14 protein-coding genes and 1 tRNA gene are annotated in these 12,416 nt (G+C 53.1%); 11 read left to right on the forward strand and 4 right to left on the reverse strand.

Going from position 1 to position 12,416, the window contains the following annotated elements; all coding sequences use genetic code 11:
- Nucleotides 1-51 precede the first annotated feature (51 nt).
- The 7 genes from panC to OH144_RS18115 all read left to right on the forward strand — a co-directional run bounded on the left by panC (nucleotide 52) and on the right by OH144_RS18115 (nucleotide 6,020).
- Nucleotides 52-933 (forward strand): pantoate--beta-alanine ligase, encoded by an 882-nt coding sequence (panC, locus tag OH144_RS18085; protein ID WP_266203682.1) that lies wholly within the window; start codon nucleotides 52-54, stop codon nucleotides 931-933.
- A 69-nt stretch (nucleotides 934-1,002) separates the two neighbouring features.
- Nucleotides 1,003-1,350 (forward strand): aspartate 1-decarboxylase, encoded by a 348-nt coding sequence (panD, locus tag OH144_RS18090; protein ID WP_140622883.1) that lies wholly within the window; start codon nucleotides 1,003-1,005, stop codon nucleotides 1,348-1,350.
- A 9-nt stretch (nucleotides 1,351-1,359) separates the two neighbouring features.
- Entirely contained in the window at nucleotides 1,360-2,403 is a 1,044-nt protein-coding gene (locus tag OH144_RS18095; protein WP_266203683.1) for a lysylphosphatidylglycerol synthase transmembrane domain-containing protein, read from the forward strand.
- Nucleotides 2,387-2,878, forward strand: coding sequence for a D-glycero-beta-D-manno-heptose 1-phosphate adenylyltransferase (rfaE2, locus tag OH144_RS18100; RefSeq protein ID WP_266203684.1), 492 nt, complete (start codon nucleotides 2,387-2,389; stop codon nucleotides 2,876-2,878). The genes OH144_RS18095 and rfaE2 overlap by 17 nt, the downstream gene beginning before the upstream one ends.
- Before the next feature lie 14 nt (nucleotides 2,879-2,892).
- A complete protein-coding gene (locus OH144_RS18105) occupies nucleotides 2,893-3,573 on the forward strand; it encodes a zinc metallopeptidase (RefSeq protein ID WP_266203685.1) in 681 nt (226 codons plus the stop codon).
- Nucleotides 3,574-3,794: 221 nt separating this feature from the next.
- Nucleotides 3,795-4,934 (forward strand): acyl-CoA dehydrogenase, encoded by a 1,140-nt coding sequence (locus tag OH144_RS18110; RefSeq protein ID WP_266203686.1) that lies wholly within the window; start codon nucleotides 3,795-3,797, stop codon nucleotides 4,932-4,934.
- A 159-nt stretch (nucleotides 4,935-5,093) separates the two neighbouring features.
- Complete coding sequence (locus OH144_RS18115) at nucleotides 5,094-6,020, forward strand: AraC family transcriptional regulator (protein ID WP_266203687.1); 927 nt, start codon at nucleotides 5,094-5,096, stop codon at nucleotides 6,018-6,020.
- Here OH144_RS18115 and OH144_RS18120 read toward each other — a convergent pair.
- The 3 genes from OH144_RS18120 to OH144_RS18130 are packed head-to-tail and all read right to left on the reverse strand — an operon-like array spanning nucleotide 6,003 to nucleotide 7,760.
- Nucleotides 6,003-6,767: a phosphoglycerol geranylgeranyltransferase gene (locus OH144_RS18120; protein WP_266203688.1), complete on the reverse strand. Its 765-nt coding sequence runs from the start codon at nucleotides 6,765-6,767 to the stop codon at nucleotides 6,003-6,005. The genes OH144_RS18115 and OH144_RS18120 overlap by 18 nt on opposite strands.
- Complete coding sequence (locus OH144_RS18125) at nucleotides 6,757-7,377, reverse strand: hypothetical protein (protein ID WP_266203689.1); 621 nt, start codon at nucleotides 7,375-7,377, stop codon at nucleotides 6,757-6,759. The genes OH144_RS18120 and OH144_RS18125 overlap by 11 nt, the downstream gene beginning before the upstream one ends.
- Entirely contained in the window at nucleotides 7,374-7,760 is a 387-nt protein-coding gene (locus tag OH144_RS18130; RefSeq protein ID WP_266203690.1) for a phage holin family protein, read from the reverse strand. Before OH144_RS18130 ends, OH144_RS18125 begins: the two co-directional genes overlap by 4 nt.
- Nucleotides 7,761-7,920: 160 nt before the next feature.
- On the opposite strand from OH144_RS18130, the gene OH144_RS18135 reads away from it, so the two are divergent.
- On the forward strand, nucleotides 7,921-9,024 hold the full coding sequence (locus OH144_RS18135) for a tetratricopeptide repeat protein (RefSeq protein WP_266203691.1): 1,104 nt from the start codon (nucleotides 7,921-7,923) through the stop codon (nucleotides 9,022-9,024).
- Nucleotides 9,025-9,289: 265 nt separating this feature from the next.
- On the opposite strand, the gene OH144_RS18140 is transcribed toward OH144_RS18135, so the two are convergent.
- Nucleotides 9,290-9,365 (reverse strand) — tRNA-Phe (locus OH144_RS18140).
- A 169-nt stretch (nucleotides 9,366-9,534) separates the two neighbouring features.
- On the opposite strand from OH144_RS18140, the gene OH144_RS18145 reads away from it, so the two are divergent.
- The 3 genes from OH144_RS18145 to OH144_RS18155 all read left to right on the forward strand — a co-directional run bounded on the left by OH144_RS18145 (nucleotide 9,535) and on the right by OH144_RS18155 (nucleotide 12,410).
- Nucleotides 9,535-10,908, forward strand: coding sequence for a (Fe-S)-binding protein (locus OH144_RS18145; RefSeq protein WP_266203692.1), 1,374 nt, complete (start codon nucleotides 9,535-9,537; stop codon nucleotides 10,906-10,908).
- Nucleotides 10,909-11,010: 102 nt separating this feature from the next.
- The gene (locus OH144_RS18150; protein ID WP_266203693.1) at nucleotides 11,011-11,829 is read left to right on the forward strand and encodes a (Fe-S)-binding protein; all 819 of its coding nucleotides are present in this window, start codon (nucleotides 11,011-11,013) and stop codon (nucleotides 11,827-11,829) included.
- A 95-nt stretch (nucleotides 11,830-11,924) separates the two neighbouring features.
- The gene (locus tag OH144_RS18155; RefSeq protein WP_266203694.1) at nucleotides 11,925-12,410 is read left to right on the forward strand and encodes a hypothetical protein; all 486 of its coding nucleotides are present in this window, start codon (nucleotides 11,925-11,927) and stop codon (nucleotides 12,408-12,410) included.
- Nucleotides 12,411-12,416: the final 6 nt, after the last annotated feature.

Here is a 12,416-nt window from a genome sequence, read left to right on the forward strand (position 1 = left end):
ACTTACTTTTGCCGGGTTTACAAGAGCATCCTTACAACACACACCACCGACATGGAAGTTATAGAGCGGGTCAGTATCATCCGGGATCGTATGCAGGCCCTGCGCTGCAGCGGCAAACGCATCGGCTTCGTGCCAACCATGGGCGCCCTGCACGAGGGGCACCTGCAGCTGCTGCGTGCTTCGGCGCAGGAGAACGACGTTACCGTTTGCAGCATCTTCGTAAATCCGACCCAGTTCAACAACCCCGACGATTACAGGCTATACCCCCGCACCCTGGAGCAGGACACCGCGCTGCTGAGATCAGTTGGCTGCGACATTCTGTTTGCCCCGCATGCAGAGGAGGTATATGCACAACAGTCGTTGCTGCAGTTTAGTTTCGGCCCTTTGGAAGCCGTGATGGAAGGGGAGCACCGTCCGGGACACTTCAACGGGGTGGCCACCGTGGTAGGCAAGCTTTTCCACTTTGTGCAGCCGCACCGCGCCTACTTCGGGCAAAAGGACCTGCAGCAGGTGGCGGTTGTGAAGCAGCTGGTGCAGGGGCTGAGCTTTGGTGTGGAGGTGGTGCGCTACCCGACCATCCGTGAGGAGGACGGGCTGGCGATGTCGTCGAGGAACAAGCGCCTGGAGGCAGGACAGCGGCAGGTGGCCACCATGCTTCACGGCGCGCTGCAGCTGGCCAAAGAACAGCTCGTCAAGAAGCCCGTTTATACGATTAAAGCGACCGTGGAAGCTTACCTGACAAGTGCAAATGAGATAAGGCTGGAGTACTTCGAGATCGTGCACCCCGATACGTTGCAGCCGCTGGCGGAGGTGCAGCCGGGGCAGGAGGCGGCGTTGTGCATCGCCGCCTATGTGGGTCCCGTTCGCCTGATCGACAACATCCTGGTGAATCTAAACGGGGGGCAGATTGTTGAGGGGGAAGAGAGACAATAAGCAGCTGAAAGCGTTGGTAGTTATTATGCAGCCAATTGTCTAACTTTGCGCTCCATTACAAATTACACCATGTATATTGAGGTTTTAAAATCCAAAATCCACCGTTGTAAGGTTACGCAGGCAGAACTGCACTATGTTGGCAGCATCACTGTAGATGAGGACCTGATGGACGCTGCTAACATCGTGGAGAATGAGAAAGTACAGATTGTGAACATCAACAACGGAGAGCGCTTCGAGACCTATGTGATCAAGGGCGAGCGCGGCACCGGCACCATCTGCCTGAACGGCCCCGCGGCCCGTAAGGTGCAGGTGGGCGATGTGGTGATCATCATCTCTTACTGCAGCATTAAATTTGAAGATGCTAAAAGCCATACGCCTACGCTGGTGTTCCCGGACCAGCACAACCGCCTGGTATAACCCCTCTGCATGAATAAACTGCTCTCGTTTCTGAAGTACGTGCTGCTGCTGGGGGTGTCCGCATTCCTGATGTGGTACGCACTTAAGGAGCTGGACTTCCAGAAAATGTGGGCAGAGTTCCAAAACGCAGACTATGGCTGGGTGATGGTGTCGGTGCTGATGGGCGTGCTGGCCTACCTGAGCCGGGCCATGCGCTGGCAGATGCAGATAAGGCCCACCGGCCACAACCCACCGCTCCGCAACACCTACAACGCCATGATGGTGGGGTACGTGGCCAACCTCGTGCTGCCCCGGATGGGGGAGGTGATGCGTTGTACGATGCTTCGCCGCTCCGATAACGTGCCAATTAATACTGGCTTCGGCACCGTGATAGCAGAGCGCATCATTGACATGGTAATGCTGCTGCTGGTGGTGGGACTCACCTTCCTGATAGAGTTCGGCCGCATCCGCGACTTTTTCCTAAGCCTCTTTACCGACAAGTATACGAACCTGGAGCAAAGTATAAGCTCGCTGTACTGGGCGTTCTGGGTAATACTTATTTTGACCACGGCGATGCTGTTTATTGGCCTGCGCTACCTAAGCCTGCTGCGCAAGAACGTATACTTCCGAAAGGCGGTGCGTTTCGCCAAAGGCATGCTGAAAGGTGTGTTTAGCATTACGAAGCTCGAGAACCAGCCTGCTTTCTGGGGCCACACCGTGTTTGTCTGGCTGATGTACTACGGCATGAGCCTGGCCGTATTCTACGCGCTCCCGGCCACTGCCGGGTTGGGCTGGGGCGCTGCGCTCTCTGTGCTGCTGGCGGGTACGCTGGGCATGGCGGCGCCGGTGCAGGGCGGCATTGGCGTGTACCACCTGATGGTGCAGGCTACCTTGCTGCTCTACGGCGTGCCCAAAGAGGCCGGCATGGCCTACGCACTGCTGGCCCATACTTCGCAAACACTTTTGGTAGTTGTAATGGGAGTGATTAGTTTTATGGCAAGTATGCTGGGCCGCTCAAAGCAGGTAACACAGCAAAGCCATACTTCTGTCAATGCCCATGAACTCAAAAGATAAGATCTATACCCTTCCGCACCTGCTGGAGCAGGTGCAAAGCTGGCGCAGTCAAGGCCAGAAAATCGTTTTTACCAACGGCTGCTTCGACCTGCTGCACCTGGGCCACGTCGATTACCTGGAAAAGGCGAAACATCTTGGCGATAAGCTTGTTTTGGGGTTAAATACGGATGCCTCTATCAGCCGTATAAAAGGGCCCAGCCGCCCGTTGCAGGACGAAATGTCACGCGCGCGCGTTATGGCATCCCTTTTGTTTGTAGATGCCGTAGTGCTCTTTAACGAAGAAACGCCGCTGGAGCTAATCAAGGCTGTACAACCGGATATACTGGTAAAAGGCGATGACTATGCTGTAGAGCAGATTGTGGGGCATGAGGTGGTGCAGGCCCGCGGCGGAGCGGTAAAGACCGTGCCGCTGGTAAAAGGCTACTCCACCACCAACATCGTAAAGAAAATAGAAGACAACAATAACGCTAAATAACCTACGTAAAGACTATGCTCGGAATATATTTTATAGGTATTGTATTCATGCTGATCAGCATGGGAGTAAGTGCCCGGCTGAAAAGCAAGTTTAAGAAATACTCCCAGACGCCGCTGAGCTCTGGCCTGAGTGGCCGGGAGGTGGCGGAGATGATGCTGCGCGATAACGGCATCACAGACGTGAAGGTGATGTCGGTGGCGGGCCGCCTGACGGACCACTACAACCCGGCTGACAAGACTGTGAACCTGAGTGAGTATGTGTACGAGGCCCGTAGTGCCGCCGCCGCCGCTGTGGCGGCCCACGAATGCGGGCACGCTGTGCAGCATGCCAGGGCCTATAGTTTCCTGAAGTTCCGCTCGGCCATGGTGCCTGCGCTTAGTATCGCCTCGCGCTACATGCAGTGGATCATCCTGATCGGTATCCTGATGATACAGGCTACCCCTGTGCCGTTGGCGATAGGTGTGGCGCTGTTTGGCCTTACTACGCTGTTTAGCTTTATCACCCTGCCGGTGGAGTTTGACGCGAGCAAGCGTGCCCTGGCCTGGATAGACCAGCGTGGCATTGTAACCACACAGGAGCATGCGATGGCAAAAGACGCCCTGAAGTGGGCCGCCCTTACCTACGTGGTGGCTGCCCTTGGCTCGCTGGCCACGCTGCTGTACTACGTGTCGCTGCTGATGGGACGCCGCGAATAAGGAATGTCTCATCTGCCGGATCATACGAGCGCCGCCTTTGCTTTTGCACTGGCGGCGCTTTCTTATTGCACGTTTTCGGAACAGGCTTTGGTAAAAATATGAACAAATCAGAGGTTCTCTGCAACATTTATTAGCATATCAGGTTGAATTAATGCAACTGAATTTCATAGTTTTGTACCGGAATTAAAAATAATCAAATATCATCCTTTAGATAATAAACCATGAATTTTGAACTAACAGAGGAACACTTGGCGGTGCAGGCTGCCGCACGCGATTTTGCCCAGACCGAACTGCTTCCAGGCGTTATTGAGCGCGACGAGCACCAGAAGTTCCCGGCTGAGCAAGTCAAAAAGATGGGTGAGCTGGGCTTTTTAGGTATGATGGTAGACCCGCAGTATGGCGGTGGCGGCATGGACACAATTTCTTACGTGCTGGCCATGGAAGAGATCTCTAAAGTAGATGCTTCTGCCTCTGTGGTGATGTCTGTGAACAACTCGTTGGTGTGCTGGGGCCTTGAGAAGTTCGGTACGGAGGAGCAGAAGCAGAAATACCTGCCCAGGCTGGCTACCGGCGAGATTATCGGTGCTTTCTGCCTTTCTGAGCCGGAAGCGGGTTCAGATGCCACCTCACAGCGCACCACAGCCGAAGACAAAGGAGATTATTATCTTTTGAATGGTACTAAAAACTGGATAACGAACGGTAGTACGGCATCCGTTTACCTTGTAATAGCACAAACCTACCCCGAAAAAGGACATCGTGGCATAAATGCACTGATCGTTGAGCGTGGTATGGAAGGCTTTACAGTAGGATTAAAGGAAAATAAATTAGGAATTCGTGGGTCTGATACCCACTCTTTAATGTTTTCTGACGTAAAAGTACCAAAAGGGAATAGGATTGGTGAAGACGGCTTCGGATTTAAGTTTGCGATGCAAACACTGGCTGGAGGACGCATCGGCATCGCATCCCAGGCCTTGGGCATCGCTTCAGGAGCCATGGAGCTTGCCTTGAAATACGCCAAGGAGCGTAAGGCCTTCGGTGTGGAGATCGCCAAACACCAAGCTATACAGTTTAAACTGGCCGATATGGCAACAAACATCGAGGCTGCCCGCTTGTTGTGTCTACAGGCCGCATACGACAAAGATGCCCACCGCGACTATGGCATGTCTGGTGCAATGGCTAAACTATTTGCCTCTAAAGTAGCGATGGAAACAACCGTGGAAGCAGTGCAGATACATGGCGGTTACGGTTTCGTAAAAGAGTACCATGTGGAGCGTCTGATGCGTGATGCTAAGATCACACAAATTTACGAAGGCACTTCTGAGATACAGAAAATAGTAATTTCGAGAGAAATGCTGAAGTAAGAAAGGGTCTAAAAGTCTGTTTCCATGTGAATTGAGCTATAGATAGTCTTTATCGAATTAAAATAAAATTTAAAATTAATTTTGAAGTTTATAAAGATTAGTCTTAGCTTTAGGCCAAAATTAAAGGGTTTACAGTATAAAAGTTAGTTGGTAACACACATGGAAGATTACAATAAGATTATTGAGTCGCTTGGGGTGCGATTCATTAAGGCTAAGAATCTGGTGTTGCAGCAGCCGTTTACGGTGCGCAACTACTACGATGTAGGTAATAATTTGATCCTGCTGCACAAGGGCAGTATCTTTTTCGGTGACGAGGAACAGGCGGTAGAAGAAGGGGAACTTCTATTCATACCTGGTGGCCGCAGCACCAAAGTTACCTATGGCCCGTCTGGTGAAGGAAAGTCCATCACAAATGACGACCTGATCACGAACAGAGAGAAGTTCTTCAGAAGCAACAACGACCTGGACCTGATCGGTGACGCTGAGGAAAGCCACAGCTATGTGAGCTTTGAGGCTAAAGTATTTGATTCGGTTAACTTCTTTGCATCGCTGGATCTGCCTGCGTTCCTTATATCTAACAACACCAAACTCGCCAACCTGGTGATTAAAGTGGTGGAGGAGAACATGCAGGAACTACCGGGCAAAGAGCGCCTGATCAACCTGTACACAGAGCAGATCGTGGTGGAGATTGTTCGCCACATCCTGAAGAACAGAATGTTTGTGGAGCAGCTGGCAACGAACAGCACGTACTTTAAAGATCCTCGCCTGATTGACCTGTTCAACTACATCAAGGAGAACCTGGGTGGCGACCTGTCGAACAAAGTGCTTTCTAACGTGGCCAATGTGTCGGAGGATTATGTAGGCCAGTACTTTAAAATGCTGACCGGTATTAACCCGCAGGACTACATTGAGTACCAGCGTATGGAGCGTGCTGTGTTCCTGCTGCGCACTACCAAGAAAAGCATCCGCGAGATCGGTAAAGAGGTAGGTTACAAAGACACGGCTTACTTCTGCCGCCGCTTTAAGATGATGTTTGGTATACCTGCCGGTAAGATGCGCCGTCGCGAATCAGCGATGAACATCTAAGGCAACGTTATACGAAGCTACAAGAGAAGAAACCTCGGCCAGAAAGCCGGGGTTTTTTTCTATGTGGTTACCAATCACGATCAGGTCGGCGCCCGCCTCCAGGGCCGCCGCTGCCTTTCCGGCGGTGTCGATTCCGCCGCCGATGATGATGGGGAGTTCCACGGCTTCGCGCACGGCTGCGATCATCTCGGCAGAAACGGGCTTCATGGCTCCGCTGCCCCCGTCCAGGTAGATATACCGTAGCCCGAGCAGTTCGCCAGCCATGGCGGTGCAGGCGGCAATGGCCGGTTTGTCGTAAGGGATGGGTGTGGTGCCGCTCATGTACGAGGCAGTGGTCTGCCGGCCGGTGTCGACCAGCATATAACCGGTAGGGTATACCTGTAACTGGCTGGCTTTAAGAATGGGTGCCGAGATCACGTGATGGCCGATCAGGAATTCGGCGTTGCGGCCCGAGATGAGCGAGAGCAGCAGGATGCCGTCAGCCTGCGTGTCGATGTGTTGGCTGCTGCTCGGGAAAAGTATAACCGGAACGTTGCTGTGCTTTTTCAGGAGGGCGATGATGCCCGCCTGGTTCTGGGAGGTGATGAGGCTGCCGCCAACGAAGAAAAAATCCACAGGGTGGGTCTCACTCAGGGCGATAAGGTTCAGGCAGGAAGCCTCTGTCAGGTTGTCTGGGTCGAGCAGCACGGCAAAGTGCTTCCTGCCTGCGTTAAATGATTGTCTTGGGCTATGGCTGTTAAATGGCATCCTTCTCCGGAACGATATACTCGGTTGTCTCTATCTCAGTAACCGCTACTACAGGCTCAGCTACAGTAGGCTTAGCTGCAATATCGTTATTTTCAGAGACACTGTTTAAGTATTCTTCCAGCTTTTTGGTGGCATATAGCACCAGCAGGGCCATAGCCTGCTGCGTCAGGGCCGTGCCCAGCTTCGATTTCAGGAACGGCTCAGGCTTTTTTTTTACGCCCTCGGCATGGTAGACGTTCGGCATTTGCTCCGACGACAAGGTATAGGCATCCTCCTGCTCATGCACGTAAGAGTCGTAGTCGATCAGCGGGGTGGACATGTGGGCCGGGTACGCTGCGGCCACAAACGTGCCGCGCGACTCGTTCTTACCCTTTTTGCCGGCCTTGGCTTTCTTGCCTGGTTTTCCTTTTTTTTTGCCGCCGGAGAACATGCGCTTCACCAGCCACCCGGCCAGCAGCACGCCGCCCACCATGGCCGCTTTTTTGCCGATATCCTGCCCCTGCGACTTGATCTGGTCCACGTCGCCCATCAGCGCTCTTTTATACTCCTCCTTCTGCCGCTCTAAAAACTCACGCTCGTTGTCAAATAATGGGTTGTTAAGCTCGCTCATATATGTTTTTCTCGTTTGTCTGATTTATAGATGGTGTTATCAAAAGCCTTATCAGCCACATCCTGGAACACTTTTTTATCCAGCCCCACTACAAGTATAACCAAAAGTATGATGTAGAAGAGCGCCACAATGCCAAAGCCCCAGAAAGAGCTGTCGAGGAGGTGATTGAGCAGCAGGCCCAGGAAAATGTTTAAAAAGATAAGAACCATGAAGGCGATAACCCCCAGCAGGACGCCGTGCATGGTGCCTACAAGGGCGGCCTTTAGCTTTTCCTGTATCTCCAGACGTATAATGTCTATGCGGGTATCCACGTACCCCATCAGGTTCTCCATGAGGTGGGGGTTCCGCTCGCGGGTTCCGTTATCTTCTTGTTGTAGAGCCATGTTTCTTTTTCTGCTTTTTTTAATACTTGTTCTGTATACGAGGGTAGATAAAAAAATTTACGTAAAGTATAACTTGTTAAGTCTGTCGTACGGATTTTGAGGTTAATTGTATAGGTTTAGTTAAATTTAAGACGGATCTTACTTAAAGATTGATACCTGCTTGAACCATAACCACTACCAAGTATTAGGTGTAAGCCAAACGGCCACGACACAGGAGGTGAAGGCGGCATACAAGCGGCTTGCCATTAAGTATCACCCCGACAAGAATCCGGGCAATATGCTTGCCGAGGAGCTATTTAAGCAGGCGAACGCGGCCTACCAGGTGCTGTCTAACCCAAGCAAGCGGGCTCTCTATGACCTTCGGCTGCAGTACCAGCGCGAGCAGCAGCATCGTGCCGTCATGCAGCACCAGCCGCGGCGCTACGACCCACGCCATTATACCACGCGCGAGCCGGCCGGCGTAAGCGAGCGGCACTACAAGAAGCGCGAACCCAAGAGTGGCAGCTTCTCGCGCAAAGACTGGTACATTACGCTGGCTTTTGCAGGAGGTCTGATACTTTTCAGCTTGCTGCTAAAAACAGTGATGGACCACATTGCCGGTGAAGACAAGTATAAGACAGCCCTTACCTACATTGCCGACGGCAAGTACACCAGCGCCCATCGCCTGCTTACGGATGCCATCCACTTTATACCCGACAAGGCTGCCGCCTACGAGGCCCGCGCCATGATCGAGCTGGATGTGTACGAGAATTATACTTCGGCCCTGCAGGACCTGAACAAGACGATCTCGCTGCAGGAGGAGCCCTCGGCGCAGGTGTACTACATGCGTGGTCGCAGCCTGCAGCAACTGGAGCAGTACCAGCAGGCAGAGGAGGACCTGACCAGGGCGCTGGAGCTGAACGACAGGCTCTGGCAGGCCCACCTGAAACGCGGGGAGATCCGCCTTTTTTACCTGCACAAGTATGAAGACGCTATCGCGGACCTTAGCACGTTCCTGCGGAACAGCAGCACCAGACCAGAGCAGGTGGAGGCGCTGACCTTCAGGGGTTTTGCCTACTATAAACAAGGGCAGTTGGGGCAGTCGGAGCAGGACTACCGCGCAGGGCTTATCGCCGATAAAGAGAATGGCCGCCTGTACTACCTGTTGGGGCGCACCGAACTGGAGCAGCAGCAGGCAGATTCCGCCTGCGTGCATTTCTCCAAAGCCTATGATTTGGGCTACAGTGCCGCGCTGCTGGAGCTACGGGCCAGGTGCCAACCTTAATCCAGCTCAAGGGTTCTCTTCCTGAACTTTTCGCTGTCCCGGTCCTGAGCGCCGATATGTACGGCTGCCATCTCGCCTTTGCTATCCAACAGATAGCTCCCGTATACTTGTTTTCAAGGGCAGTTGGTCTGGTGATAAAGTATAAAAATCAGCCCGGAAGGCATCCTGCCGGTTCTACAACTGTAGGGGCGGAAAGAAAGTATAGCAAGTGCAGTTGGGGAGGGCATAAAAACAAAAAACCCTCACCGGTTAAAGTGAGGGTTTCTGGTGGTGATGATTGGAATCGAACCAACGACACAAGGATTTTCAGTCCTTTGCTCTACCAACTGAGCTACATCACCAGCTCTTGTTGTGTCCCCTTATTCCGAAAGGGTATGCAAAAGTAGTAACCAATTTTGAAGTAGCAAACATTCATCAGAAAAATATTTTAATAAAGTGCGCCAGCATACATATTTCTGAGGATTCTACTATCTTTATCTATAAATTAGTATGTATAACGAATAATTTGCCGTGATAGGAATAGAGAACATCATCTTTTTAATTGTGGCTGCCGTTGGCATCGGGCTGTTTGTGTGGCAGATCCGAAAGATCCGCAAGAACGTTCTGATGGGCCGCGACACTGATCTGGCCGATAATCCGTCGGAGCGCATCAATAAAACTTTGCTGGTGGCGTTCGGGCAGCAGAAAATGTTTAAGCGCATGCTGCCGGCGGTGCTGCACCTTTTCGTGTACGTGGGCTTTATCGTCATCAACATCGAGGTGCTCGAGATCCTGATCGACGGCATCTTCGGCACCCACCGGGTACTGGGTTTCGTTGGCCCCCTCTACAGTGGCCTGATGGCGCTGAACGAGATACTGGCCGCGCTGGTGATCATTGCCTGCGCCATGTTCCTGTGGCGCCGTAACGTGACGAAGGTGCCGCGCCTGGCGACTGGCGTGGAGATGCGTGCCTGGCCGAAGATGGACGCTAATGTGATCCTGATCACGGAGATTGTGCTGATGCTGGCGCTGTTCGTGTTTAACATTGCCGACCTGAAGCGGGTGCTGCTGGCAGGGGAGGAAGTGGTGGGCGCTTACCCGGTAAGCCATTTCTTTGTAGATATCTTCGGCGAGGACCCGGACCAACTCTACATCATTGCCAAGGTAGGCTGGTGGTTCCACATCCTGGGCATCCTGGCCTTCATGAACTACCTGCCTAGCTCCAAGCACTTCCACATCATCATGGCCTTCCCGAACGTGTACTACTCCAAGCTGCTGCCTAAGGGTAAGTTCACCACCAACCCGGCTATTACGCACGAGATCAAGGCCATGCTGGACCCAAGCTACCAGCCGCCTGCCCCGGAGGTAGACGCCGAGGGCAACCCGGTGATGCAGCGCTTCGGAGCCAAGGATGTGGAGGACCTGACCTGGAAGCAGCTGATGGACTCCTATACGTGTACCGAGTGCGGCCGCTGCACTTCGGTGTGCCCGGCTAATATTACAGGCAAGCTGCTCTCGCCGCGTAAGATCGTGATGGATACCCGCGACAGGATGGAGGAGAAAGGCGAGCATCCGGCAATCTTTGCCCCGAACCACTACAAGGAGATGGGCGTGGAGCGCATGGAGACAACCGAGGAGAAAACGTTGCTGCGCGGGTATATCACCCCGGAGGAGCTGTGGGCCTGTACGACCTGCAACGCCTGCGTGGAGTCCTGCCCGGTCAACATCGACCAGCTGTCCACGATCATGGACCTGCGCCGCTTCCTGGTGCTGGAGGAGTCGGCCGCGCCGGCCTCGCTTAATGCCATGTTCACCAACATCGAGAACAACGGCGCTCCGTGGGCCTTCCCGGCCTCCGACCGCTTTAACTGGGCCGACGAGCTGTATGTGCCAAGTAAAAATTAATTGTTGATTGCTTATTGTTAATAGCTTTATCGTTGCGTGTTGATCAGATGAATTGCAGAAGTATAGCAATCATCAATCAACAACCAACAATCAAATAATCAGATGGAAGAGAATAAGAGATTAGTGAAAGTGCCGACCATGGCCCAGATGGCTGCGAATGGCGAAGAGCCCGAGATCCTTTTTTGGGTAGGCTGCGCCGGCGCTTTCGACGACCGTTATAAGCGAGTTACCCGCGCCTTTGTGCAGATCCTGGAGCACGTGGGCGTAAAGTATGCCGTACTGGGCACCGAGGAAAGCTGCACCGGCGACCCGGCCAAGCGTGCCGGCAACGAGTTTTTGTTCCAGATGCAGGCGCTTACCAACATTGAGGTGCTCAATGCCTACAACGTGAAGAAGATCGTGACGGCCTGCCCGCACTGCTTCAACACGATAAAGAATGAGTACCCGGACCTGGGTGGCAACTATGAGGTGATCCACCACTCCACGTTTCTGCAGCAGCTGATAAACGAGGGCAAGGTGAAAGTACAGGGAGGCGAGGCCTTCAAAGGCAAGCGCATCACGTTCCACGACTCCTGCTACCTGGGCCGCGCCAACGATATTTACGAGGCGCCGCGCGACGTGCTGGCTGCCCTGGACGCCGACCTGGTGGAGATGAAGCGCAGTCGCGCCAACGGCCTGTGCTGCGGTGCCGGTGGTGCCCAGATGTTCAAGGAGCCGGAGCCGGGTAAAAAAGACATCAACATCGAAAGAACAGAAGAGGCCCTGGCCACGTTGGGAGCCGGTAATGGCGTGATTGCAACTGCCTGCCCGTTCTGCATGGTGATGATGAATGATGGTGTGAAGAACAAGGACCAGGAGGAAAGCGTAAAAGTGTTCGATATCGCCGAACTCATCGCCCAGGCAGAAGGGCTTTCGAAGTAATTGTTGGTTGCTGATTGTTACTTGCTGTGAAGTATAAATTTCATTGAGCGATTAACAAATAAGCAATCAACAACTAACAATCAATAATTAAGAATATGTACATTCCGTTTGATCAACTGCCCTCGCAGGCGCGTATCTGGATTTACCAGGCCAGCCGACCGTTAACGGAGACAGAACAGACTGAAATAAAGCCGGTTCTGGAACGTTTTGCTACAGAGTGGAGTAGCCACGGAAAAGGCCTGCAATCCTCGGCAACGCTGCTGCACGGGCGTTTTCTGGTACTGGCCAACAACGAGGAGGCCACCACCGCCAGCGGTTGCTCCATAGATGCCTCGGTAAGGTTTGTGCGGGAACTGGAGCAGCAATTAGGCATTTCCTTTATGGACCGCACGCAGCTGGCCTTCCTGAACGAGGGGGAGGAAGTGGAGTTGATAAGTATGCCGGAGCTGAAAGCCAAAGTGGCCACCGGCGACATCAACAGGAATACGTTATACTTTGATACGCTTATAACCAATTACGGGGAGCTGCAGCAGGCATGGCCACGGCCGGCCGGCAACAGCTGGCTCTCCCGCTATTTCTGATCCGGC

It is taken from the genome of Pontibacter kalidii (assembly GCF_026278245.1).
Taxonomy (GTDB): Bacteria; Bacteroidota; Bacteroidia; order Cytophagales; family Hymenobacteraceae; genus Pontibacter; species Pontibacter kalidii.